The 24,641-nt window shown below is 54.0% G+C and carries 28 protein-coding genes; 20 read left to right on the plus strand and 8 right to left on the minus strand.

The window, feature by feature from the left end; genetic code table 11:
- Positions 1–129: 129 nt before the first annotated feature.
- The 3 genes from V5T82_RS00600 to V5T82_RS00610 are packed head-to-tail and all read left to right on the plus strand — an operon-like array spanning position 130 to position 3,630.
- Positions 130–2,181, plus strand: a complete 2,052-nt coding sequence (locus tag V5T82_RS00600; RefSeq protein ID WP_332893631.1) for a thioredoxin domain-containing protein — start codon at positions 130–132, stop codon at positions 2,179–2,181.
- Between the two features lie 10 nt (positions 2,182–2,191).
- Positions 2,192–2,650: a methylated-DNA--[protein]-cysteine S-methyltransferase gene (locus V5T82_RS00605; RefSeq protein ID WP_332893632.1), complete on the plus strand. Its 459-nt coding sequence runs from the start codon at positions 2,192–2,194 to the stop codon at positions 2,648–2,650.
- Complete coding sequence (locus tag V5T82_RS00610) at positions 2,650–3,630, plus strand: quinone oxidoreductase family protein (protein WP_332893981.1); 981 nt, start codon at positions 2,650–2,652, stop codon at positions 3,628–3,630. Before V5T82_RS00605 ends, V5T82_RS00610 begins: the two co-directional genes overlap by 1 nt.
- Positions 3,631–3,703: 73 nt before the next feature.
- On the opposite strand, the gene rho is transcribed toward V5T82_RS00610, so the two are convergent.
- The 4 genes from rho to hemE all read right to left on the minus strand — a co-directional run bounded on the left by rho (position 3,704) and on the right by hemE (position 7,877).
- Positions 3,704–4,960, minus strand: a complete 1,257-nt coding sequence (gene rho / locus V5T82_RS00615; RefSeq protein WP_332893633.1) for a transcription termination factor Rho — start codon at positions 4,958–4,960, stop codon at positions 3,704–3,706.
- 246 nt (positions 4,961–5,206) lie between these two features.
- Positions 5,207–5,659 carry a protoporphyrinogen oxidase HemJ gene (gene hemJ, locus V5T82_RS00620; RefSeq protein ID WP_332893634.1) on the minus strand — a complete coding sequence of 151 codons (453 nt, stop codon included), beginning with the start codon at positions 5,657–5,659 and terminating at the stop codon, positions 5,207–5,209.
- A 60-nt stretch (positions 5,660–5,719) separates the two neighbouring features.
- On the minus strand, positions 5,720–6,787 hold the full coding sequence (gene hemH, locus V5T82_RS00625; protein ID WP_332893635.1) for a ferrochelatase: 1,068 nt from the start codon (positions 6,785–6,787) through the stop codon (positions 5,720–5,722).
- Between the two features lie 28 nt (positions 6,788–6,815).
- Positions 6,816–7,877, minus strand: a complete 1,062-nt coding sequence (gene hemE, locus V5T82_RS00630; protein ID WP_442917127.1) for a uroporphyrinogen decarboxylase — start codon at positions 7,875–7,877, stop codon at positions 6,816–6,818.
- Positions 7,878–8,318: 441 nt separating this feature from the next.
- Here hemE and V5T82_RS00635 point away from each other — a divergent pair, with 441 nt between their 5' ends.
- The 6 genes from V5T82_RS00635 (at position 8,319) to V5T82_RS00660 (ending at position 12,518) form a co-directional block, all read left to right on the plus strand.
- On the plus strand, positions 8,319–9,137 hold the full coding sequence (locus V5T82_RS00635) for a pyruvate, water dikinase regulatory protein (RefSeq protein ID WP_332893637.1): 819 nt from the start codon (positions 8,319–8,321) through the stop codon (positions 9,135–9,137).
- Positions 9,137–9,727 carry a Maf family protein gene (locus V5T82_RS00640; RefSeq protein ID WP_332893638.1) on the plus strand — a complete coding sequence of 197 codons (591 nt, stop codon included), beginning with the start codon at positions 9,137–9,139 and terminating at the stop codon, positions 9,725–9,727. Before V5T82_RS00635 ends, V5T82_RS00640 begins: the two co-directional genes overlap by 1 nt.
- Before the next feature lie 18 nt (positions 9,728–9,745).
- Positions 9,746–10,618, plus strand: coding sequence for a shikimate dehydrogenase (locus tag V5T82_RS00645; RefSeq protein ID WP_332893639.1), 873 nt, complete (start codon positions 9,746–9,748; stop codon positions 10,616–10,618).
- A 3-nt stretch (positions 10,619–10,621) separates the two neighbouring features.
- The gene (gene coaE / locus V5T82_RS00650; RefSeq protein WP_332893640.1) at positions 10,622–11,245 is read left to right on the plus strand and encodes a dephospho-CoA kinase; all 624 of its coding nucleotides are present in this window, start codon (positions 10,622–10,624) and stop codon (positions 11,243–11,245) included.
- A 13-nt stretch (positions 11,246–11,258) separates the two neighbouring features.
- A complete protein-coding gene (dnaQ, locus tag V5T82_RS00655; RefSeq protein ID WP_332893641.1) occupies positions 11,259–11,948 on the plus strand; it encodes a DNA polymerase III subunit epsilon in 690 nt (229 codons plus the stop codon).
- Positions 11,949–12,068: 120 nt separating this feature from the next.
- Positions 12,069–12,518, plus strand: coding sequence for a ligand-binding protein SH3 (locus V5T82_RS00660; protein ID WP_332893642.1), 450 nt, complete (start codon positions 12,069–12,071; stop codon positions 12,516–12,518).
- 57 nt (positions 12,519–12,575) lie between these two features.
- Here the strand turns inward: V5T82_RS00660 and secB are convergent, their stop codons facing one another.
- Both secB and V5T82_RS00670 read right to left on the minus strand, forming a co-directional pair.
- The gene (secB, locus tag V5T82_RS00665) at positions 12,576–13,097 is read right to left on the minus strand and encodes a protein-export chaperone SecB (protein ID WP_332893643.1); all 522 of its coding nucleotides are present in this window, start codon (positions 13,095–13,097) and stop codon (positions 12,576–12,578) included.
- Between the two features lie 100 nt (positions 13,098–13,197).
- On the minus strand, positions 13,198–13,773 hold the full coding sequence (locus V5T82_RS00670; RefSeq protein ID WP_332893644.1) for an FxsA family protein: 576 nt from the start codon (positions 13,771–13,773) through the stop codon (positions 13,198–13,200).
- Between the two features lie 197 nt (positions 13,774–13,970).
- Between V5T82_RS00670 and V5T82_RS00675 the strand changes: the two genes are divergently transcribed.
- The 11 genes from V5T82_RS00675 (at position 13,971) to V5T82_RS00725 (ending at position 22,709) form a co-directional block, all read left to right on the plus strand.
- Positions 13,971–14,678 (plus strand): Tim44/TimA family putative adaptor protein, encoded by a 708-nt coding sequence (locus V5T82_RS00675; RefSeq protein ID WP_332893645.1) that lies wholly within the window; start codon positions 13,971–13,973, stop codon positions 14,676–14,678.
- A gap of 11 nt (positions 14,679–14,689) precedes the next feature.
- Positions 14,690–15,886, plus strand: a complete 1,197-nt coding sequence (mltA, locus tag V5T82_RS00680) for a murein transglycosylase A (protein ID WP_332893646.1) — start codon at positions 14,690–14,692, stop codon at positions 15,884–15,886.
- A gap of 48 nt (positions 15,887–15,934) precedes the next feature.
- Positions 15,935–16,702 carry a (Fe-S)-binding protein gene (locus tag V5T82_RS00685; protein WP_332893647.1) on the plus strand — a complete coding sequence of 256 codons (768 nt, stop codon included), beginning with the start codon at positions 15,935–15,937 and terminating at the stop codon, positions 16,700–16,702.
- Positions 16,699–18,123, plus strand: coding sequence for a LutB/LldF family L-lactate oxidation iron-sulfur protein (locus V5T82_RS00690; RefSeq protein WP_332893648.1), 1,425 nt, complete (start codon positions 16,699–16,701; stop codon positions 18,121–18,123). Before V5T82_RS00685 ends, V5T82_RS00690 begins: the two co-directional genes overlap by 4 nt.
- Complete coding sequence (locus V5T82_RS00695; RefSeq protein ID WP_332893649.1) at positions 18,124–18,834, plus strand: LutC/YkgG family protein; 711 nt, start codon at positions 18,124–18,126, stop codon at positions 18,832–18,834.
- The gene (locus V5T82_RS00700; protein ID WP_332893650.1) at positions 18,803–19,375 is read left to right on the plus strand and encodes a Smr/MutS family protein; all 573 of its coding nucleotides are present in this window, start codon (positions 18,803–18,805) and stop codon (positions 19,373–19,375) included. Before V5T82_RS00695 ends, V5T82_RS00700 begins: the two co-directional genes overlap by 32 nt.
- A gap of 18 nt (positions 19,376–19,393) precedes the next feature.
- A complete protein-coding gene (locus V5T82_RS00705) occupies positions 19,394–19,723 on the plus strand; it encodes a DMT family transporter (protein ID WP_332893651.1) in 330 nt (109 codons plus the stop codon).
- Positions 19,724–19,756: 33 nt separating this feature from the next.
- On the plus strand, positions 19,757–20,140 hold the full coding sequence (locus V5T82_RS00710) for a helix-turn-helix domain-containing protein (protein WP_332893652.1): 384 nt from the start codon (positions 19,757–19,759) through the stop codon (positions 20,138–20,140).
- Between the two features lie 124 nt (positions 20,141–20,264).
- A complete protein-coding gene (locus V5T82_RS00715; protein WP_332893653.1) occupies positions 20,265–21,212 on the plus strand; it encodes a class I SAM-dependent methyltransferase in 948 nt (315 codons plus the stop codon).
- 489 nt (positions 21,213–21,701) lie between these two features.
- The gene (locus V5T82_RS00720; protein WP_332893654.1) at positions 21,702–22,202 is read left to right on the plus strand and encodes a hypothetical protein; all 501 of its coding nucleotides are present in this window, start codon (positions 21,702–21,704) and stop codon (positions 22,200–22,202) included.
- Positions 22,203–22,301: 99 nt separating this feature from the next.
- Positions 22,302–22,709: a hypothetical protein gene (locus V5T82_RS00725; protein ID WP_332893655.1), complete on the plus strand. Its 408-nt coding sequence runs from the start codon at positions 22,302–22,304 to the stop codon at positions 22,707–22,709.
- Here the strand turns inward: V5T82_RS00725 and hslU are convergent.
- Together hslU and hslV are read right to left on the minus strand one after the other, a co-directional pair.
- Positions 22,706–24,016: an ATP-dependent protease ATPase subunit HslU gene (hslU, locus tag V5T82_RS00730; RefSeq protein ID WP_332893656.1), complete on the minus strand. Its 1,311-nt coding sequence runs from the start codon at positions 24,014–24,016 to the stop codon at positions 22,706–22,708. The genes V5T82_RS00725 and hslU overlap by 4 nt on opposite strands.
- Before the next feature lie 2 nt (positions 24,017–24,018).
- Entirely contained in the window at positions 24,019–24,567 is a 549-nt protein-coding gene (gene hslV, locus V5T82_RS00735; RefSeq protein WP_332893657.1) for an ATP-dependent protease subunit HslV, read from the minus strand.
- Positions 24,568–24,641 lie beyond the last annotated feature (74 nt).

The raw sequence follows: 24,641 nt of genomic DNA on the forward strand, positions 1-24,641 counted from the left end.
TTATGTCCCCCGCTAAACCCAACGTAAGCATATGCGGCACTTTTCGCAACGCCGGAGCTTATAGGCCTCGGCACACCTATTTTAGACGCCTATTTTTCACACCCCCTTTTCTATTCAAAGGCCCAAAGCATGCCCCAAAAGAAATCGGCGCCCAAAAACCGCCTTGCGTTGGAAACCAGCCCCTACCTTTTGCAACACCAAGACAACCCTGTGGATTGGTTCCCCTGGGGAGAAGAAGCGTTGGAGTTATCGAAAAAAACAGGCAAACCCATTTTATTGTCCATTGGCTATTCTGCCTGTCATTGGTGCCACGTGATGGCACATGAAAGTTTTGAAAACGCGGAAATCGCAGAACTGATGAACGATCTCTACATCAACGTCAAAGTCGACCGCGAAGAACGGCCCGACTTGGATGTGATTTATCAGTCCGCCCTGGCCTTGATGCGCCAACCGGGCGGGTGGCCGCTCACCATGTTTTTAACCCCTGAAGGCGAACCCTTTTGGGGTGGCACCTACTTTCCACCCGAACCGCGCTATGGCCGCCCCGGTTTTGGTGAAGTGCTGAGCGGCATCGCCGGGGCCTGGGAAGAAAACCGCGATCAAGTCACCAGTAATGTTGCCGTCATCCGCGAAGCATTGGTGGCCCTGTCCGATTCACGTCCGGGCGAAGAAGTCTCCATCGAACTGCTAGACGAAATCGCAGGCTCAACGTTGCGCGCCATCGACCCGATGATGGGCGGCTTTCGCGGTGCGCCGAAGTTCCCCCAAGTCCCGATCCTCAATTTGTTGTGGCGTGCATGGCAGCGCACCGGGCTGCAAGTCTACAAAGACGCCGTCACAAACACCTTGGACCACATGTGCCAAGGCGGCATCTTTGATCACATCGGCGGCGGCTTTGCGCGCTATTCCACCGATGAAAACTGGCTGGTACCGCACTTTGAAAAGATGCTCTACGACAACGCCCAGCTGGTGGAATTGATGAGCCTGGTATGGGCCGAAACCAAATCGCCCCTATATAAAACCCGGATCGGTGAGACCTTGGATTGGGTTCTGCGCGACATGTGTGTGGATCATCCCGACGGCGGCTTCGCCTTCGCCACGGCGCTCGACGCCGACACGGAAGGCAAAGAAGGCACGTTTTATACCTGGACCTTAGAAGAGATCGACGAGCGACTGGGCGAACTGGCGTTGGAGTTCAAACGCAATTACACCGTCACCGAACGCGGCAATTGGGAAGACGGCGGCAAAGGCGCCAACGTCATTGCGCGCTCCTCCCCCTACCCGCTCAACCCGGTTCATGAAGCAGCCCTGGAAAAGGCGTTGGATCAGTTGTTCGACGCCCGCGAAGACCGCGCCCAGCCCGGACGCGACGACAAGGTCTTAGCCGACGTCAATGGTCTGATGATCCAAGCCTTAGCCCGCGCCGGAAGCATCTTTGACAACGACGCCTGGGTCGAAGCTGCGGAAACCGCCTTTGGCTTCGTCTCCAAATACATGGTCAGCAATGGACGCCTGTCCCGCAGCTGGGCCGGTGGCGAAGCGCGGCACAATGCGGTGCTGGACGACTGCGCCCAAATGGCCCGGGCGGCTTTGACGCTCTATGAAGCGACAGGGCTTGCTACGTATCTGGCGCAAGGGGAAGCCTGGACCCACCAAGCCAGCGATTTATTTTGGTGTGCGGACGACGGCGGGTATTGCTTAAGTGCGCGCGACGTCACCGATGTCATCACCCGCACCCGCCAATGTGCCTGCAACGCCCAACCCAGCGGCAACGGCACCATGGCCGATGTGTTGGCCAGGCTCTATCTCATCACCGGCAACGACGATTACCGCGAACGCGCCGAAGACGTCATCAACGCCTTCCCCGCCGAAAGCCCAGACAGCATTTCCAATATGCCCACCTTGATGAACGCATATGAGTTGTTGAGTTCAGGCACCCAAGTTATCATCGCCGCGTCCAACGGGGATGCGCGGCCCATGGTCGAAGCCGTCCATCGCGGGGCGCGCGGCCCCTTTGTTTTGGTGCGCACCGATGGGCAAGAACCCTTCGACCCCAGCCACGTTGCGTTCGGTAAAACATTGGTCGATGGCAAAGCCGCAGCCTATGTCTGTCGCGCCGGAACCTGCAGTGCCCCCGTCGCCAATCCCGACGACTTGCGGAGCACTTTAAAAGACCTGTAAGCTCCAGCCCATGGATTCACTTTGCCTCAAAAGCCCGCTGGGCGACTTAACCGTGTTTGAAGTTGAAGGACAAATCGTCGCGCTCGACTGGGGGCACGGTTTGGACACGCCGCGCAAAACGGACAACCCTGTTCTCAACCGCGTGGCTGCCGCATTGCAGCTGTATTTCAAATCCGGAAAAGAAAGCTTTCGCACTCTGCCCTTAGATCCCGGCGGCACAGAGCACCAGCGCGCCGTTTGGAAAGCAATGCAAGCTATTGAGGCGGGGGAGACCAAAACTTATGGCGCCATCGCGAAAGAGATTAACTCTTCGTCCCAAGCAGTCGGCATGGCCTGCGGCGCAAACCCCATGCCTATATTGATCCCGTGTCACCGCGTTGTGGCGCAAAACGGACTGGGTGGCTACAGCGCAGATGGTGGCGTAGAAACCAAAGCAACACTGTTAAGACTGGAAGGAGCCCGGCTATGATGGGCAAAGCGGTGCAAGTACACGAATACGGTGGACCCGAAGTCATGAAGCTGGAGATGGTCGACGTCCCCAACCCCGGCCCCGGTGAAGTGCAAATTCGTCACACGGCCATCGGGCTGAACTTCATCGACGTCTATATGCGCACGGGTCTCTACCCCCTACCCCAATTGCCCAGCGGTTTGGGGCTGGAAGGTTCAGGCTTCATCGCCGATGTGGGCGAAGGGGTCCAAGGCTTTGACGTCGGCGATCGTGTGGCCTATGCCACACCGCCTGTTGGGGCGTATGCGGAGCTGCGCAACGTCTCACCGGAAAAACTGGTTAAGCTGCCCGACGCCATCGACGACAAAACGGCGGCGGCGATGATGCTTCAGGGTATGACCGCACAATATCTGTTGCGTCAAACCTACGAAGTCAAACCGGGCGACACCATTTTGATGCATGCTGCGGCCGGCGGGGTCGGTTTAATCGTGTGTCAGTGGGCCAAACATTTGGGTGCAACGGTGATCGGCACCGTGGGCTCACCTGAAAAGGCCGAGCTTGCCAAAGCACACGGATGCAATCACACCATTTTGTACCGGGATGAAAATTTCAAAGACCGGGTGCAAGACATCACCGACGGCGCTGGGGTCGAAGTGGTCTATGATTCCATCGGCAAAGACACCTTCATGGGCGGGCTAGAATGTTTGAAGCCCCGCGGCATGATGGTCACTTACGGCAATGCGTCGGGACCGGTGGATGAGTTTTCACCCGCCATCTTAGGACCCTTAGGATCGCTCTATGTAACCCGCCCTACCCTGTTTTCTTATACCCATGACACCGCCAGCACCAACGCCATGGCAAACGAGCTGTTCGACGTGGTGCAATCGGGCAAGGTAAAAATCGAAATTCATCAAGAATATTTGCTCAGCGATATTGCGAAGGCGCACGAAGATTTAGAAGCGCGCAAGACCACAGGTTCGACCGTCATCTTGCCGATGTAAGGTGTCACTGTTATCCAAAAAAAACCCCCGGCCAATCCGACCGGGGGTTTTTAAGCAAAGATTTCGTTGAGGCTTAGGTGTTCATGGTCTCGAAGAAATCGTCGTTGTTTTTGGTTTCGCGCATTTTGCTCATCAAGAACTCCATGGCGTCCGTGACACCCATGGGCATCAAGATGCGACGCAACACCCACATTTTCGACAACGTGCCTTTGTCCACCAGCAATTCTTCTTTCCGTGTACCGGACTTGGTGATGTCGATGGCCGGGAAGATGCGTTTGTCGGACACTTTGCGGTCCAAGATAATTTCCGAGTTACCCGTGCCTTTAAATTCTTCGAAGATCACTTCATCCATGCGCGAACCTGTGTCGATCAAAGCTGTGGCGATGATGGTCATGGAACCGCCCTCTTCGATGTTACGCGCCGCACCGAAGAAACGTTTCGGGCGTTGCAAGGCGTTGGCGTCCACACCACCGGTGAGCACTTTGCCAGAGCTCGGCACCACGGTGTTGTACGCACGGGCCAGACGGGTGATGGAGTCCAACAAGATAATCACGTCGCGTTTGTGCTCGACCAGACGCTTGGCCTTTTGAATGACCATTTCGGCGACTTGCACGTGGCGCGCAGCAGGTTCGTCAAAGGTCGAGCTGATGACTTCGCCTTTGACCGAGCGGTCCATGTCGGTGACCTCTTCGGGGCGTTCATCGATCAACAACACGATCAAATAGCTCTCCGGGTGGTTGGCCGCCAAAGCGTGGGCAATGTTTTGCAACATGACGGTTTTACCGGTGCGCGGCGGTGCCACGACCAGGGCGCGCTGGCCCTTACCGATGGGCGTGATCAAATCCATAATGCGCCCGGTGTAGTCTTTGCTTTCCGGGTTATCGACTTCCATCATCAAACGCTCGTCCGGATACAGCGGCGTTAAGTTGTCGAAGTTGATGCGATGACGCACCGCGCCTGGATCTTCGAAGTTGATGGTGTTGACTTTGAGCAAGGCAAAATACCGCTCGCCATCTTTGGGAGAGCGGATTTCGCCCTCAACCGTATCGCCCGTGCGCAAACCGAATTTGCGGACTTGGCTGGGGGAGACATAAATATCGTCCGGACCGGCCAAATAGTTGGCTTCCGGTGAGCGCAAGAAACCGAACCCGTCTTGCAAAACTTCCAAAACGCCTTCGCCGTAAATCGACGTGCCTTGTTCGGCGGAGCGTTTCAAAATGGCGAACATCATGTCTTGCTTGCGCAAAGAGCTCGCGTTTTCGATTTCCAATTCTTCGGCAAAAGCCAAAAGATCGGCGGGTGATTTCTTTTTCAGTTCTTTGAGATTCATAGCTGAACCCTAAATTTAATCTTGGATGGGGATATTCAAAAACACAATAACTTCAACAAGTTGTCGCGAATGAAAAGGTGAGAAACCGTCTGTATTGGGAAGGGAAATTTTTTGTCAGACGGGAAAAACAGCCGCTTTTTGTGAGACGATTTAAAACAACGTCCAAGTTCGGTCTGTTTGGTTGGTCCCCCACACATACCCGAACACGATTTTGAAGTCCAGCGAGATTTGGTATTAAGCTAAACGTCAGAACGGTTTGACGATGACAAAAATGACAATGCCGATCATTAAGAGTGTCGGCACTTCGTTGGCGACGCGATAAAAGACTTCCGGTTTTTCGTTTGCATCTACGGCGAACCAAACGCGCCATTTCATCATGAAAAAGTGCGAAACCGACAACAAAATCACCATGGTCAATTTTGCATGTACCCATGGCTCATCCCAAGCGTCCAGACTGTAAAACATCCACAACCCCAAAACCCAAGACACAACAGCTGCCGGGGTCATGATCGCGCGCAAAAGACGCCGTTCCATGATTTTAAAGGTTTCGGATTGGGTCGAACCCACTTGGGATTGGGTGTGATAGACAAACAGGCGCGGCAGATACAGCAAGCCTGCCATCCAAGAAATCACAGCAATCACGTGTAAGGCTTTGACCCAGTTGTAGGCATCACCGCTCAACATGAGGAAATCTTCCATGGTGCTTTTCTGTCCATCACTCGTTTCAATGTGGCAGGGAGTTTACCCGTTCTTTGAACATTAGCAAGTTGCGGGACAGGCTATGGCTTTGATGTCGCATTTGCGCGTCACATCGCCGCCTGGACACAGACCTTGGGACTGGCCCCGCGCACGCTGTACCAGCTGAGCCAAACCTTGAATGAAAGCCGGGTGGGTGCCAACCGCAGGCACGCGTTCGTAGACGCTCACACCTTTTTCATTGGCCAGATCTTTGTATTCGATATCGAGCTCAACCAGGGTTTCGGAATGTTCGGACACAAAGGCAATGGGTAAAATCACCAAGGCTTTTCCGTCTTGTCCAGCGCGTTCGATCTCATCGTCCGTAGAGGGTCCGATCCATTCCAAAGGACCCACGCGGCTTTGGTAAGACACCAAGCCGTCTTCTATGGGTTTACCAATTTTGCGCTCATAGGCTGTTTTGATCCGATCCGCGCCCAGTTCCACTTGGTCAGGGTACGGATCCCCCTTTTTCTCCACCAGCTTTTTCGGCAAGCCATGGGCGGAAAACAGAACTCGCACGTTCTCACCACCCGTTTGGTTTTGTGCTGTCTCCATGGATCTACTCAACAGATCGACTTGCGCGTCCACCCAACCTTGATCGATGGGATAACAACAAATGCGTTTGGTTGGCACTGCGAGGCCAATTTTTTTCGCCGCCTGATCCCAATCTTCGAACGAACTTTCCGTCGTCGAGGTGGAATACTGAGGATAAAGCGGCAACATAACGATTTCATCAGGCGCAAAGGCTTTGACGTCCTTGGCGGTCTCGGCGCTCATGGGGTGCCAATAGCGCATGCAGACAAACGCTTTGACCTCAAGCCCTTCATCCAATGCCGACAGCGCCCTTTCCAGCGCACGGGCTTGTTCATTGGTCAAATCCAACAAAGGTGATTTGCCGCCCAGGTGTTTGTAGATGTCTTGGGCAATGGGCGCGCGGCGCGAAGATATCAGCTTTGCCAAAACCCAACGGATCGGCAACGGCGCACCGATGATGGCCGGATCCATGAACAGATTGAACAAAAAAGGCTGAACGGATTCCAATTTGTCCGGACCGCCCAAATTGAACAAAACAATGGCCACACGCTTCATGCGCAAAGCTCCAATTTAAATTTCACCCTCAAACTTCACCCCGCACCAAGGCACACAAACGTTCCACATGTTCCGGCGGCGTTTGCGGAACAATGCCGTGTCCCAAGTTGAAAATAAAGGGACCTTGACCCAAAATATCAAGGATGCGTTTCACTTCTGCGTCCATGGCGTCACCGCCAGCTACCAACAATAAATTGTCCAGCGTACCTTGAACCGTGGTTAAGGGCTGAAGCGTATCGCGTACCCATTCCAGTGGCAGCGTGTGATCCAGACCGACGCCGTCCACTTTGGTTTCGCGCACATAATTTTCATACAGCGGACCAGCTCCACGCGGAAAACCAATAATCGGCGTGTCGGGATGAACCGCTTTAACTCGTTCGACAATCTTGGCCATGGGCTCCATAGACCACTGGTAAAATTGCTTTTCAGACAACACACCGGCCCAACTGTCGAACACCTGCAGACATTCAGCGCCGCGGTTAACCTGTTCAATGAGATATTTCGACGTGCTGTCGACCAACAAATCGATCAAGCGCTGGAAAAACACAGGATCGGAATACGCGATGGAGCGAATTTCTTCGTAAGTTTTAGACCCCTTACCCTCAACCATGTAGGTCGCCACCGTCCAGGGTGCGCCGGCAAAACCGATCAGAGCGGTGGTTTCGGGGATCTCTTGGGAAAGCCTGTGCACCGTGGTGTAAACCGGATCTAAATGATCGTGCAGTCGGCTGGGGTCCAGCGTGGCGTCCAACTCGGCTTCGTTTTTAATAGGCTCCAACTGTGGGCCTTGTCCGGTGACGAACTCGACCTTTTGACCCAAAGCATCTGGAATAACCAAAATGTCGGAAAACAAGATGGCAGCGTCGAAATTATAACGGCGCAGGGGCTGAAGCGTCACTTCAACCGCCAAATCGGGGGTATAACAAAAATGCAGGAAGTTTTTCGCAGTCGAGCGCGTTTCGCGGTATTCCGGCAAATAGCGCCCGGCTTGACGCATGAGCCACATGGGGGGCGGAGAAAGCGTGTCACCTTGAAGGGCTTGGAGGAAGCGTTTGGTCACGTATGAGTTCCCTGTGAAAGACGGAGTGATATCCTGAATTTTGGTAAGTTATCCCGAAATCGAGCGCTCTTAACAAACAATATATTTTTATAAATAAAAAGGATGTTGTTGTTGTTGTAGCGTGGATAACGGGGATTTCTTTTTGTGCACGGCTTTTACCCGGTTTCATACACAAGGTGTTGTGCATTCGGGCCTATCATTGTGCACATGCACAAAACAACTGTCTTTAAGTCGTTGGTGTAATGTAAAACTTTTGCAAAATGAAACCTGTGAATCCTGGGGAGCAGTGTGCTAAAACAGCCCCGGTTTGGGAGATGTCCTGTGCACGTGGAGAATGTTGTACACTGGTGATCACCAACAGAAGAAGTCGCGGGTTATCCCGGTAAAACAAAGACGCTTTTATTTTGTCCTGTTTTGTCCACATTTTATCCTGGCTTAAATTGCCGTTTTTAGCTTCAAGGTTCTGGCTTGATGACGACTTTAATTCTGCACAAAATTTCCGACAGCACCGGTGAAACCCTGGATGTGGTGGCGCGGGCGTGTTTGGTGCAGTTTCCCGACATGGAAGTGGTGGAAAAGCGCTGGACCATGGTCCGCACCGCGGCCCAGCTCGATGAAATTTTGCAAGACATTCAAGCCAACCCAGGTTTTGTGATTTTTACCCTGGTGGACGACGATTTGTCTGAAAAAATTTCGCTGGGGTGTAAAAAGCTCAAAGTCCCCTGCATTGATTTGCTCAATCCCGTATTGGGCCAAATGGCCAATTACATCGGCGTGGCCCGTGAAAGCCGTCCGGGCTCTCAGCATGTCATGGACGCGGACTATTTTTCTAAAATTGCCGCATTGCATTTTGTTTTGGCCCACGATGACGGTCAGTCCATGAACGACATTGAAGACGCCGATGTAATTTTGGTGGGTGTGTCGCGCACGACCAAAACGCCCACGTGTATTTATCTCGCCAACCGGGGCATCAAAGCCGCCAATGTGCCCATTGTTCCCGGCGTGCCTTTGGCGCCGGAAGTGTTGAATGCTGAAAAGCCTTTGGTGGTGGGCATCAGCAAGGACCCACGCCGCTTGGTGCAAATCCGCAAACAGCGCTTGAAGATGCAAGGCATGACCGAAGAAACCGACTACATCGATCCGGACGCGGTCGCCGAAGAAATTCGCCAAGCCCGCAAACTTTATGGCGATCAAAAATGGCCGATGATCGACGTCACGCGTAAATCCGTGGAAGAAACGGCGGCGACGATTTTGAACCTGTATAACGATCGCATCGACATGGCGTCGTAATGACGGGTGTGGTCGTTCTTGCTTCCACCAGTCAGGCTCGCACACAAATGCTGAGCGCCGCGGGCCTTGAACACATCGTTCATGGGGCAAACATTGACGAAACGACCCTTCAAAATAGTTGGTCCGATACCCCGGCGCGTTTAGCGGAAACTTTGGCTGAAGCCAAGGCGCTGAATGTGTCGCCAGAACATGCGGATGCTTTGGTTATAGGATGTGATCAAGTTTTAGCCCTGGGCGATGAGATCTTGACCAAACCCGGTTCCCCTGAAAACGTGCGCGCTCAACTCAAATATCTACGGGGAAAACAACACAGCTTGCTGTCTAGTGTGTCGGTGGTGCAAAATGGCGACGTTTTGTGGACACACACCGATATCGCCCATTTATCTGTACGTGATTTCAGCGATGCGTTTTTGGATGTTTACGTTGAACGTGTCGGTGAAGCGGTGAAAAGCAGCGTCGGTGGGTATCACTTAGAAGGTCTCGGCGCTCAATTGTTTGATCGTATTGACGGGGATTATTTTACGGTCCTTGGCTTACCCCTTGTTCCCCTGCTAAATTTTTTGCGCACGCATGGGGCTGTGCAAACTTAAAAGAAGACAGATGGAGCCATGAGCACAAACGACACTTATCAAATCCGGCGCGCCGGGGTCATGGGGTGGCCCGTGGATCATTCGCTTTCACCCGTGGTGCACGGCTATTGGTTGGACCAGCTGCAAGTGCGCGGCGAATACGTGCACATCCCTGTACCGCCCGAAGACTTTGAAGCGAAGCTGCGCAATTTAAAAGCCGACGGTTTTGTCGGAGCAAACGTGACGGTGCCCCATAAAGAAGCCGCCTTGGCCGCCGTCGATAACGCCCACCCTCAGGCCCGGCGCATCGGTGCGGTGAACACGGTGGTGGTGTTTGAAGACGGCTCGCTTTATGGCTTCAACACGGACGGTTTTGGATTTTTGGAAAATTTAAAAGCCGGGCACAAAGGGTTCGACCCAACGGGTGGTCCGGCAGTGATTTTGGGCGCGGGCGGTGCCGCGCGCGCCGTGGTTGCGGCTTTGTTGGATGCCGGCGCACCCGAAGTGCGCATCTTAAACCGCACCCGCGCACGCGCCGAAAAGATCGCCAACGCCGTCGATCAAGCTGGAAGCGGTGAGATTGTGGTCGGCGATTGGGACGCGCGCGCCGATTACTTGGAGGGCGCACATCTTTTGGCCAACACAACGACGCTGGGCATGAAAGGCCAGCGCGATTTGGAACTGGATTTAAGCCATTTGCCCAAAACCGCCCTGGTGAACGACATCGTCTATGCCCCGTTGATGACCGACTTGCTCACCCGCGCCCAGGCGCGCGGAAATCCGGTGGTGGACGGGCTGGGCATGTTGCTCCACCAAGCTCGTCCGGGCTTTGAATCTTGGTTCGGTCCGATGCCTGACGTGACAGAGGACCTGCGTCAAAAAGTGCTCGCCGCCGCCGGGCAAAAGGATTGAGCCATGGTCATCTTGGGCCTCACCGGATCCATCGGTATGGGCAAGAGCTGGGGCGGGCGCTGTTTTCAAACCTTGGGTGTGCCTTTGCATGACGCGGATGCCTGTGTGCATCGGCTCATGGGTCCGAACGGCGCGGCTGTCAAAGACGTCGCTGCCGCCTTCCCCGGTGTTCTCAACGCCCAAGGCGGTGTCGATCGCCAAAAGCTCGGTGCGCGGGTTCTGGACGACGATGTTCAGTTAAAAAAACTTGAAGACATCTTGCATCCCCAAGTGCGGGCCGATCAAAAACGGTTTTTGGCTCGCGCCCAACGCACCCAAGCAGGGTTGGTGGTGTTGGACATTCCGCTGTTGTTTGAAACGGGTGCGCGTTCGCGTGTGGATGCGGTGGTGGTGATGAGCGCGCCACAACGCCTGCAACGCCAACGCGTTTTGCGCCGCCCCGGCATGACGGCGCAAAAATTTGAAGCCATCTTAGACCGTCAAACCCCTGACAGCCTCAAACGCCAACTGGCCCATTTTGTTGTGAACACGGGCGGCACGAAGGGTGAAACCTTGCGCCAAATCACAAATCTCGTCAAAGTGGCGAAGACGTGGCCGGCCAAAGCCTGGTCGCCGCACTGGTCTTGAAACGGGAAAGCATATGCGTGAAATTTCGCTGGATACGGAAACCACAGGGCTGAACCCCAAATCGGGTCATCGGGTTGTGGAAATCGGCTGTGTGGAAATGATTAACCACATCGCCACCGACCAGTATTTTCACGTCTATATCAATCCCGAACGCGACATGCCCGAAGAAGCCTTCAAGGTGCATGGCTTGTCCGAAGAGTTTTTGCGTTCAAAACCCAAATTCAAAGAGGTTGCCAGCGACTTTATCGATTTCATCGGTGATTCACCGCTGGTTATTCATAACGCGGCGTTTGATATGGGCTTTTTGAACTGGGAGCTGGAAAATCTGGGCAAACCGGCCCTGGAGATGAGCCGTTCCATCGACACGGTGCAAATTGCGCGCAAAAAATTCCCCGGAGCGCAAGCGAACCTGGATGCTTTGTGTCGACGCTTTGGCATTGACAACTCGTCGCGGGAACTGCACGGCGCTTTGTTGGACGCCCAACTTTTGGCCGATGTGTATCTGGAACTCATGGGCGGCCGCCAAACCGGCCTGGGGCTCAACACGGATGAAGAACAAGGTGTTGCGACCCAAGCCGATGACACCATTGAGGTCGAAAAACGCCAGCGCCGCGAAGCGCGTGTGTTTGCGCCGACAGCGGACGAACTTGCGGCCCATGAAGCCTTTGTCGATCAGATTTCGGACCCCATCTGGAAAACTTAAAAGACTTCTAAATACCCTACGAGTGGATTGAAAATTAACCCGGAATACTTGACAAGGGCAGTTGGTCAAACCATCTCTTTCTTAACATTAGTAAGTGCTAATAAAGAAAGGACCTTCCCCATGGCCAGTTTTATTCCGAATTTTCCCGACGATGGTGTCGTCACCGTAAATCGGGTGATTTTAAAGCCCGAATATGACGTGGACGATTTGCAAGAGCGCGTGGCTTTGCTGTGCGAAAACGTCAAAACCTATCATTCCGAAACGGGTTTTGTCGGCGGCTTTGTGTCCATGAACAGTGGTATGATTTCAAATGAAGGCAGCCGAGCAGGTCAATCGGTGGCGTCTCCCCTTAAAGATCGCGAGGCGCTGGTGGTGACGTTTTGGCGCTCGTTCGAAGAACACGAAGCCTCACACAAAAGCAAAACCTTCCAGCCGTTATTTGAGGATGTGTTGGCGTTGTGCGACAACGGCAACGAAGAAACCGCGTACGCCATGTTGTGGTCGGGCGGTGCCTATTCTCCTGAACAAGCTCAGGTGGCCCAAGCGGCAAAGCTCAATCACGCGGCATAAAAAAACGCCCGCGCCATGTAGGGCGGGCGTTTTCGTGCATGTGCTTTGAGAGGGGCGTTAAGCGTTGCCTTCCGGCTTGTCCATCTCGGCCACTTGATCGGCCACATCGTTGGCTTGTTGGTTCAAGTTTTGCTGGTACAAGGCGGCAAAATCGATTGGTTGCAGCATCAGCGGAACAAAACCGCCGTCGCGGGTGACATCGCCCAAGATATTGCGTGAGAACGGGAACAACATACGCGGGCATTCGATCAGCAACACCGGGCCCAAGTGTTCTTGGGGAACGTTAATGGTGAACACACCGGCGTATTTGAGCTCAGCCAAAAAACCGACTTTGTCGGCAACTTTCAGTTCGGCGCGCATATCCAAAACGACTTCGTAGACATTGTCCGCACCTTCAAGCTTGCCGGCCTTGGTGTCGACGTTGACGTTGACGTCGGGTTGTGCGCCTTGCAGCTCTCCCAAAATGCCGGGGCTGTTGGGCGATTCAAAGGAAAGATCTTTGATGTATTGCCCGTTGATCACCAGAGGCGGTTGTTGAGCTTCGGCGTTGTCGCCGCCGTTTGCAGGCGTCTCGTTCATTGGTTGGTCCCCTTGCGTTTAAAAAGCTCCGGATGTGCTCCGAACCCTTGGAAAATTGGTGCTCTTCGCTAACATGGATTGCGCCTACGAACAAGCGGCTCTAGGTGCGCGTATCGTCACTTTGGTCGATTTTTGGCGCGTTTTTGTGCTCCGTGACGTCTTGGTACTCACCGTCGATAACGTCACCGGCCCCACCTTGGGGCTGCCCCCCTTCTGGCGCACCTTGATAATCATAAGGGTCGAAGCCGTGCATGCCGCCTGCGGTGTCTCCATGCATGGCACTGTGCATACCGCTGTGCATGTTTGCATGACCGGATGTTTGCACCTGAACGTGACGGGCCAAAAAGACGCGCAACAGCTTGCGCAGCGGCGGCGTAAAAAACATAAAGCCAAGGGCGTCGGTGAAAAAACCGGGTGTGAGAAGCAGCAATCCTGCGATCAAAATGCAAAACCCGTCGAACAAAGCGTCAACCGGCATCACCCCTTGGTCCAAGAAGCGCTGGACCTTTACAATGGTGCTGAGCCCTTGGTGGCGCAGTAAGGCTGTGCCGACGACAGCGGTCAAAATGACCACGGCGATGGTGCTCCACAAACCGATGGTTTCACCCACCTGAATGAACAGTCCAATTTCGATAAGCGGCACGGCGATGAACGCGGCCAAGATGATTAAACCCATTTTTGCCCTTATGGCTTGCCCTCAGGCGGGCATCGGCCTATCTATCGGATAGCAAAACGTGCGGTTTTGCGTATAGTTAACGAAGTGGTCGTGGCCCGAAACATAAGCCTACGGCCTTGGGCGCGCAAGTTCTTGACAGTCGTGGGCCCAATTTGGCTCTTTTTGAGCCCGATTTAGAGATAACAACGGATATCGGCATGCAATTTTTCGACATCGTCCTTTTCGCCTTGATCGCCATTTTTTTGGTTTTAAGGCTCAAAAATGTCTTGGGCAGCCGCGACGGCCATGACGGCAGCGGTTATGACGATATGTTCAAACGCGATCAAAACCGCGAGCGTCTAGACGAACAAGACAATGACAATGTCATCGACATGCCGGGCAGCCGCGCACCGATGGATATACCCGAACCCGCTCCTGTAGAGGCGGAGCCTGAAGAAGAACTTCCCGAAGGCCCACTGGGCGAAGGTATCCGTGCTATTCGTGAATATGACGCCAGCTTCGACATGAACGAATTTTTGGGCGGTTCGCGTATGGCCTTTGAAATGATTTTGAACGCGTATGCCGACGGCGATACAAAAATGCTCAAAAATTTGCTCAGCCCCGAAGTGTATTCCGGCTTTGAGCACGCCATTAAACAACGCGAAGCCGAAGGCCAAACCCTTCAAGAAACCTTGGTCGGTATTTCCAAAGCTGAAATGGTTGAGGCTTACATGGACGGACGCGACGCCCATGTGACGGTGAAATTTGTGTCCGAACAAATCAGCGCGTTGATGGACAGCGACGGCAAAGTGATTGAAGGCGATCCCAGCGCGGTGACGGACGCGACAGACTTTTGGACCTTTGCGCGCTCCACCAAATCGCGCAACCCCAACTGGACCCTGGTGGGTACCGGCAGCTTGGATTAAGGCAGACGTCCATGCGCTGGGCCGCCCCTCTCACCGTATTGGCTTTGAGCTTGGCGGCCTGTGCGCCCAAGCCTGAACCTGTTCCTGAAAAGCCTGCACCCGAAAAACCGGGCCGCGTGCAGTTGAGCCCCTTAAGCTTTGCGGACCTGGCGGGTTGGCAGCAAGACAATTTGGGCGATGCGCTGGTGTCGTTCAAAAAATCGTGCAAAAAACTGCTGACTTTGCCCAAATCCAGAAAAATCGGGGCCAATGGCCAAGTTCCGGGGGGCACGGTTGGCCATTGGCATGGAGCGTGTCAAGCGGCCAACAGCGTTTCCGCCAAAGATCACGCAGCCGCGCGCCGCTATTTCGAAACTTGGTTTTTGCCTTATGCAGTGTCCGATACTGGGGATGGCGAAGGTTTGTTCACGGGCTATTATGAGCCGCAGCTCAATGGGTCTTGGCAAAAAGGCGGCAAATTTCAAACGCCATTGTATGCCCGCCCGCGCGATTTGGTTTCGGTGTCGCTTGGCGCATTTGATCGCGAGCTGGGGGGCAACACCCTGTGGGGCCGGGTCGAAAACGGTAAACTGCGCCCCTACCCCGCCCGTGCGGATATCGAAGAAGGCAAAGTGTCCGGCTTGACGCCGTTGCTGTGGGTGGACGATGCGGTGGACGCCTTTTTCTTGCAAATTCAAGGCTCCGGACAAGTTAAATTGGAAGACGGCACGGTCGTCCATGTGGGCTTTGCCGGTAAAAATGGGCGAACGTACAAGTCTGTGGGCCGCATTTTGATCAACAGCGGTGAAATTCCCGCAAATCGTTTGACCATGAACGCCATTCGAAAATGGGTGCATGCGCGCCCGGTCGAAGGTCCGGCTTTGTTGAAAAAGAACCCAACGTTTGTGTTTTTCCGGGTGCTGAAAGGCGACGGGCCTTTGGGTGCGCAAGGGGTGGCTTTGACGCCGGAACGTTCCGTCGCCATTGATCGGCGCTTTATCCCCTTGGGCGCGCCTATGTGGATTACCACGCACGAGCCGTTGGACAAATCCCAACCCCTGCAAAAGCTGATGATCGCCCAAGACACGGGCGGGGCAATCAAGGGGGTGGTGCGCGGCGATATTTTCTTTGGTCCAGGTGAACGCGCGGCGAAACGCGCGGGCAACATGAAACGCCCCGGCCAATACGCGATTTTGTTGCCGATTTCGGTGATTGTGCCCAACCCCTAAACGGGGATCGCGCTTGAAATATCCGTTCGGAAGCCTCACTCTGTGTGTATGACTGAGAGACCTCCCAAAATTGCCCTTTTCGTGACCTGTCTTGTGGACCTGATGCGTCCAAGCGTCGGTTTTGCCGCCATGCGCTTGTTGGAGCGTGCGGGCGCAGAAGTCGTGGTGCCGAAAAAGCAAACCTGCTGCGGCCAACCGGCTTACAACTCCGGTGATGAAGCGGATGCCCGCGCCATTGCACAACAGGTGATCGACGTTTTTGAAGGCTATGACACGGTTGTGGTTCCGTCCGGTTCGTGCGGCGGGATGATCAAAGAACACTATCCCAAATTATTTGCCGACGATCCGGCCTGGAAAACCCGCGCCCAAACCTTGGCGGCGCGCACCCAAGAGCTGACACAGTATTTGGCTGAGAATCTCGATCTCAATGACGTGAGCGCAACTGTGAACGGCACGGTAACTTACCATGACAGCTGTGCGGGTATGCGCGAACTGGGCATCAAAGACCAGCCACGCAAATTGCTCGCCACCGTGGATGGGTTGGAGCTGAAAGAGATGGACGACACCGAAAGCTGCTGCGGCTTTGGCGGTTTGTTTTCCATCAAGTACCCGGACGTCTCCGGCGCCATCGTCGACAAAAAGGCGGACAACGTCGAAGCTCAGAAGACCGACATGTTGTCGGGCGGCGATTTGGGCTGCTTGATGAACGTGGCGGGTAAATTGAAACGCCGCGGCTCCAACGTGCGGGTTTATCACATTGCCGAAATTTTGGCGGGCATGACCGACCAGCCAGGTGTTGGGGATGCGGAGACATGACCCACGAACCCCACTGCCAAGACTTTCTCAAAGCGTCTGAAAAAGCATTGAAGGATGACCAACTTCAAGAACTGCTGAACCGCACGCTCAAAAGCGGGTTTCAGAAAAAACGTCTTATGAGTATGGCCCGTCTGCCCGAATACGATCAGCTGCGCGATCAAGCACGTGATGTGAAAAATCATATCTTGGATCACTTGGACGCGTACTTGGAACGTTTTGAGCTCCAAGTCAAAAAGGCCGGTGGTCATGTGCACTGGGCTCAAGACGCTGAACAAGCGCGCGAGATTATCTTAAAGATTTGCCAAAACGCCGGGGCCAAGACCGTCACCAAGGGCAAATCGATGATCGCCGAGGAAATTGATCTTAACGATTATTTGCAAGACGCAGGCTTGGTCCCCATTGAAACGGACTTGGGCGAATACATCATTCAGCTGCGCGAAGAACTGCCCAGCCACATCATCGCCCCGGCGTTTCATCTGTCCAAAACCCAAGTGGCGGAAACTTTTAAAGAGCATCACACGCACTTGGATCCCGACCGCGACATGGTCGAGCCGACGTCGTTGCTGAAAGAAGCGCGCAAAGAACTTCGCGAAAAATTCATTCAAGCCGATGTGGGCATTACAGGCGCGAACTTTTTGATTGCCGAAACCGGAACGGCCATGATTGTCACCAATGAAGGCAATGGGGACCTCACCCAAAGCCTGCCACGCGTGCACATTGCATTGAGCTCCATCGAAAAAGTGGTGCCGACCTTAGAAGACGCCACACTATTTTTGCGTTTGTTGGCGCGCACCGCGACGGGTCAGGAACAAAGTGTCTACAACACGTTCTTTACGGGCCCAAAACGCGATGGCGATTTGGACGGACCTGAAGAATTCCATATGGTGCTGCTGGACAATCGCCGCACCGAATTGCTGGGCTCTGAATTTAGGGACATTTTACGCTGCATACGTTGCGGGGCGTGCATCAACCACTGCCCGGTTTACGGTGTGACCAGCGGTCATGCCTATGGCTGGGTCTACCCCGGTCCCATGGGTTCGGTTTTAACACCGCATTTTGTCGGCATCAAAGAAGCTCACTTGCTGCCCAGCGCCTGCACCATGTGTGGGCGGTGCGGCGAAGTCTGTCCGGTGCGCATTCCCCTGCCCGACCTGTTGCGTAACTGGCGCGGCCACGCGTTTAACGCGGGCAAGCCCGGCGGGCTACAGCGTATGGGTTTGAAAGTATGGGCCTGGTTGGCGAAGCGCCCAACGCTGTATCACGCCATAACCCCGATAAAAATCTGGGGCATGAAGCTTCTTGCTGGAAAACGGGGACGCTTTAAAAGCATGATCGGCGCGGGTGGTTGGACCAAGACCCGTGACTTGCCTGCACCACAAGGCGGCACGTTCCAATCGCGCCGACAAAAAGGGGAGCGTTAAATGTCATCCGATGCTGCCCGCAAAGCGATTTTTGGCCGCTTAAAAGAAACTTTGGACCGCGTGCACAATCCGACGGTGCGCCTGTCCGGGGCGGATCAGCGCATGCATGAAGCGCCCTTGAACATCATTCCCAAACGTGGCCGTGCTGAGGGCAAGGCCCGCACGGAACTCTTTGTAAGCGAGGCTGAAACCGCTAGCGCCGAAGTCTACCGTGTGTCCACGTTGGACAAAGTGGTGGGGGTGGTTCAACAGCTTGTGGCCGCGATGGGGGGCGTGAGTGTGAAAGTGGCTCCGGGCGCACAGCTCAAAGCTTTGGACTGGTCCGGTTTGGACGTGGCCTATGGCCGCGCCGTTGGGGACGATCAAATTAGCGTGTCTTGGGCCTTGGGCGCGGTGGCGGAAACCGGGACCTTGGTGTTGGCGTCCAGTCCTGAAAGTCCAACCACCTTGAACTTCTTGCCCGATGTGCATGTGGTGGTGCTCTGCGAAGAAGATATTGCGCCCAACTATGAAGAGGTTTGGTCGCGTTTGCGCATTGAGGCCAAAACGCGTACAACGGACACACCCGTTTTGCCGCGCACGGTCAACTGGATCACCGGGCCCTCGCGTACGGCAGATATTGAACAGACCTTATTGTTGGGCGCACACGGACCGCGCAAGTTAGTCATAGTTTTGATCGATGAGCAAAACCCGCAAGTCACGACCGCATAAATCTGGATCGCCGCATTTAAGCGGGGATGATGAACTGGTGTGGTATGCCGTCACCCAGTCGGTCAAGCCGCTCAAAGGCCGCGAAACACTCAAAAACCCGCTGGGTGATAAGCCCGTCCGCCTTGCGCCGACACCGAAATACGCGGTGCAAACCGAAACGTCTCAAGCCCACGTGCGCCCCCTGCCCGAACTTAGTCACGGCACAGGCCCGGGTCTGGACAAAGCCACGGCCAAACGGATGCGGCGCGGGCAAATGCAAATCCAAGGGCGTATCGATCTTCACGGCATGTCCCAAACCCAGGCCCACCGCGCGTTGGAGGCCTTTATCGAGGCTTCTTGGATTGCGGGGCGGCGCGAAGTTTTGGTGATTACGGGAAAAGGCACCGGTCGGGACGGCTCCATCGGGGTGTTGCGCCAACAGGTGCCGCGCTGGTTGAACGACTATCCCAATCGTGGCCGCGTGGTGGCGTTTTCCCACGCGGCGCCCAAAGACGGCGGCGAAGGGGCTTTGTACATTCGTCTCAAACGCCGGGGCCGCTAATCCGCTAAAGGAAAAATCATGCATCCTTATGTTCTTTTGGCCGTCGCCATCGTTTCCGAAGTGGTGGCGACGTCGTCGTTGAAGTTGTCGGACGGCATGACCAAGCTTTGGCCTAGTTTGGTCGTGGTGGTGGGATATGCCCTGTCGTTTTGGCTGTTGTCGGTGACGTTGAAAACCTTGCCCATCGGTTTTGTTTATGCGGTATGGACGGGGATCGGTGTGGCGGCCATTGCAGTGATCGGTGTGTTTTGGTTTGAGGAGCCATTGAGTTGGGGCGGCGTCGCGGGCATTTCGATGATCATTGGGGGTGTGGCGGTACTACAAATCTCGGGCTCCGGTGCACACTAAACTTTAACGCTCACGCCCTATGGTTTTGAGATTATGACACCGTTTGGCGAAAAGATGCGCGAACTGCGCGCCCAAAAGAACGTCTCGCAAAAAAATATGGCGAAGGCACTGGGCGTGTCTGCGGCCTATTTATCGGCGCTGGAACACGGCAATCGGGGTCGTCCAGCACCCGGAATGATTATGCAAATCTGTGATTTCTTTGACTTAATTTGGGACGACAGTGAAGACATTAAACGCCTAGCCAGCGTGTCGCATCCGCGGGTCACCATCGACACTGCAGGCCTCAGCCCCAAGGCGACGGAGCTTGCCAATGAGCTCGCCAACTCCATCCAAGATTTGGACGATCAGAACCTGCAATGGATTTTGGATGAAATCCGCGCCCACAAAGTGACTAAAATTAAAGGCCCGCCTTATTGAGGTAAAAAGTTGTATCCCAAGGTTTTGTTTAGGTTTTGCGACTAATCTGGCCCACAATGACCATATAACAGAAGAAAACGACGTACCTAACCCCCCGTTACGTGCAAGGTAAGGGTGCTATTGGATGGCTTCACCGAAGAAGGCTTCGGGTTTAATCGGCAAGATTACCGGCTCGTTCCGCAAGAAAAAAGCGGATGACAAGCCGAAAGCCCCTGCTGCGGACCAAGTCGCAGCGGATGCGGCCAAGGCTGCGCCAAAAGCGGAGAAAAAAGCCTGGCCTGCCAATCGCTTAAACGTGATTGAACAGCTTTGGGGCGAAGGCTATACCACCCCTGGTGGGGCTGTGCGGGTAAAGCAGTTCGCGCCGTTGTTGGAGCTGGATGAAAAGAAAAGCCTGTTGTTGTTGGGTGCGGGCCTGGGCGGCATTTCCGAAACCTTGATCGAAGACACAGGCGTGTGGATTACAGGGCTGGAACCTGATCCCGAGCTTGCCAAAATGGGTCACGAAAGCATGGCGCGCGCGGGCCACAAGCGCAAAGCCCCGATCCGCCACAGCGATCTGGAGGCCTTGCAGCTCAAACCCAAATCTTTCGACGCCATGCTGGCGCTGGACGGAATACAGTACGTTCAAGACAAAAAAGCCCTGTTTGAATCCGTCACCGCGTCGTTGCGGCTCAATGCTGAAATGCTGTTCGTGACATTTGTTTTGCCCGACACCAACCCGCCCAGCAAAAAGGTCGAAATCTGGGCCAAGCACCAAAGCCTGCCCGTACACCTTTGGCCCGCCCAGGCGATGATGGGCATGCTGGGCCAGATGGATTTGGAAGTGCGCCCGCCCGACGACGTGACGCGGGATTTTCGCAACTGCGTGTTGAAAGCATGGGTGAATTTCCTCTCCACCATGGACCGCAAAGAGCTGTTAAGCAAAGCGGCAGACGTGGTCGGCGAATGCGAACGCTGGGCCGATATGATCACGGCCATCGATGCGGGCGAGCTCAAAATCCTCAAATTCAACTGCATCCGCATCGCCGAACGCCGCAAGTCGGTGGAAGAGCTGATGGCGCAGGCTTAGGCCACGCCGCATTAGCTCAGTTGAATTTTTCGCACCTTGATTATTAGTGTTTCAAAAGGGGTAGCGTTTGTTCGTTTAATTCCAAAATATCTAAGTCCACTGAAAATAGATCCGGGCATCTACAACCCATAGATATTTTATCTCTGATTTACGCTGTAATACGAGAAATCTTTCTACCCGGATCTGCCAGATCACTTTTCTCGATAAATACCTTACGTTCACAGCTTTAGTGGTATTAACACTAAATTAACCATATGACCTACTATATATAGTGGTTTTTGTGTATATGTACCTAAAATAAAACGATTAATAACCTTAACGAATTAAAAAGATTTTGCCAGGTCTTGCCATAATTTTGTTGCAATAGGGCGTCTATAGAGGTTAGTTTGTCGTAGAGTTTGAAAGTTGTGAACATATTCGTGTGGTGAAAGCTATTTCTATCAAGAGGGGATCATGCCCACTTCTGGCCGTCCAACAGGGCACCGTTTCATGCCCGATATGCAACCACGTGGCGCCCAAGCCACGGAGGTCGTGGATGACCGTGGCCGCTTCCATCTCGCACCACGCAACCTGAATATTGTTATGTGGGACCAGCCTGGTCCTTACGAATGTTTGGCCGTTTTGCTGGAAGGGCCATCAGTGAGATTGTATGGAGTTCAAACTCCTACAGCTCAGACAGTCTTTGAACGGTATCGAGGTTATTACGCTGAAAACGACATCGCTTCAGCTCTTGAACTTGAAGAGTTGTTTATTCGGCACAAAATCCCAGCAGATCGTAGACTGACCCTCGCACCAGAGTTATTGGAGCACCTAGGTAAAATACCTGATGCTGAATTGAAGCTACGGGTATATTTCTTGGAAGACTTCGTCGAAATCAAACCGATAATTGCAGCGAAACCGAATTTCGATCTCGCTGAATCGTTAATTAATGACGTCAATCTTGTAGAGAAGAGAAGGGGTGTAGAGCTAAAAGATGTCAATTCTGAATGAGCAAAAAGAGACAGCGCCCGTTGAGCAGCCTGGAAGCAAAACTCAACGGACGCCAGACTTTCACCACAAGCGCAAACTCATGTTGAAAGGACCACTATTATGGCCTCAATTACGAGACTAAACAATCATACCTTATCCACAGCACATAATAGATGGTCAGATGACACCCGTCGGATATGGTCTTTAACAACAGACAGGTATTCATTAAGGGACCGAAAAGGCCTACGAATAGATCGGTTAGACTGCATTGTAAAAGCTGAAGACTTTAACAAGTCGCAGTTAAGTACAGGTTGGTTCGTATACTTTGTTACAGAATTTGATCCTGAGCCAAGTACCCAGCCCCAGCTTAGAATGAAATTGCAAGAAGAACTCATGGAGCTAAGGCAAGCTGGTGATCTAGATAATGAACTGCTTGTTTTGTCAAACCGCGCTGTACGTATGATAGAAAAGAAGCAAAAAAAATTATACTGGCACGGTGCAGTAATTCAAAATGTTATGGTGGTTTAAAGAATAAACTTCTTCAAATCCGCGTCTTGGGCCAAGCTTGAAACCGTCTCACGGACGAAATCGTCGTCGATGACCACCGTTTCGCCGGAGCGCTCAGACGCTTCGAAGCTGATGGTTTCCAACAGTTTTTCCATCACCGTGTGCAAACGCCGGGCGCCGATGTTTTCCACACTTGAGTTGATGTCGGCGGCCAGGGTCGCCAGCTCTTCGATGGCGTCGTCGGTGATGTCGAGTGTGACCTCCTCCACCCCCATCAACGCCACGTATTGGCGGATCAGGCTGCTTTCGGGTTCTTTCAAAATGCGCACCAAATCGTCGCGTGTCAGAGCCGACAGCTCCACACGGATGGGCAGGCGGCCTTGCAGTTCGGGCAAAAGGTCGCTGGGTATCGCCACGTGGAATGCGCCGGAAGCGATGAAGAGGATGTGGTCGGTTTTCACCGGACCGCGTTTTGTGGACACGGTGGTGCCTTCGATCAAAGGCAAGAGATCGCGCTGCACCCCTTCGCGGGACACATCACCGCCGCGGGTTTCTTGGCGCGCGGCGATTTTGTCGATTTCGTCCAAGAACACAATGCCGCCGGTCTCAACCTTTTCGATGGCTTCTTTGGTGAGCGCTTCTTCGTCCACCAGCTTGTCGGCTTCTTCGGCGACTAAGATGTCGTAGCTGGCCGAAACCGACATCTTTTTCGGCTTGGTGGGTGCGCCAAAGGCACCACCGAACATGTCGGTCAAGTTGATCATGGAAATCTGGCCACCGGGCATGCCGGGGATGTCGAACTGCGGTGCACCGCCCTGACCGGCGTCGCGCACATCGATTTCGATTTCTTTGTCGTCCAATTCGCCTTCACGCAACATCTTGCGGAATTTTTGGCGGGTGGAGTCCCCGGCACTGTCGCCCACCAACACGTCTAAAACGCGTTCTTCGGCGGCGAGCTCCGCTTTGGCGTGGACTTGTTTTTTGTGGCGTTCGCGCACCATGTGGCTGGCGGTTTCGACCAGATCGCGCACAATTTGCTCCACATCGCGTCCCACATAGCCCACTTCGGTGAATTTGGTGGCTTCGACTTTGATGAAGGGCGCGTCGGCCAGTTTCGCCAAACGCCGTGCAATTTCCGTTTTGCCCACACCCGTGGGCCCAATCATGAGGATGTTTTTGGGCACGATTTCTTCACGCAGATCGTCATCGATTTGTTGGCGGCGCCAGCGGTTGCGTAGCGCCACAGCCACGGCACGTTTGGCGTCGTCTTGGCCGACGATGAAGCGGTCCAGTTCGGAAACGATTTCGCGGGGGGTGAAGCTACTCATGCTTATAATTTCTCAATCGTAAAGTTGGCGTTGGTGTAAACGCAAATATCGGCGGCGATTTCCATGGCGCGGGTGGCGACCTCTTCGGCGCTGACACCGTTTTGGTGTTCCAGTGCCCGTGCGGCGGACAAGGCGTAGTTTCCGCCCGATCCAATAGCAACCACGCCGTGGTCGGGCTCCAACACATCGCCGGTGCCGGTCAAAACCAGCGAGACGTCCTTGTCGGACACCAACATCATGGCTTCGAGCTTGCGCAAATAGCGGTCCGTGCGCCAGTCCTTGGCCAGTTCCACACAGGCCCGGGTCAGCTGGTTTGGGTATTGTTCCAGCTTGGCTTCTAGGCGTTCGAACAGGGTAAACGCGTCCGCTGTTGCGCCTGCAAATCCGGCGATGACCTTGCCGTCGGCCAAGCGGCGGACTTTTTTAGCCGAGCCCTTAAGAACCGTGTCACCCAGGCTCACTTGACCGTCACCGATCATCACCACCTCGCCGTCTTTGCGCACGTTTAAGATGGTGGTGGAATGCCAGCCGGGAAAATCATTGTCAGACATGAAATATCTTTCGTTTGGACCACAGGATTGCACACGGATGTAAGCCCCAATTTGCGTGCGGTCAAGCATCGAAA

This window comes from Magnetovibrio sp. PR-2 (genome assembly GCF_036689815.1).
Classification (GTDB): Bacteria; Pseudomonadota; Alphaproteobacteria; order Rhodospirillales; family Magnetovibrionaceae; genus Magnetovibrio.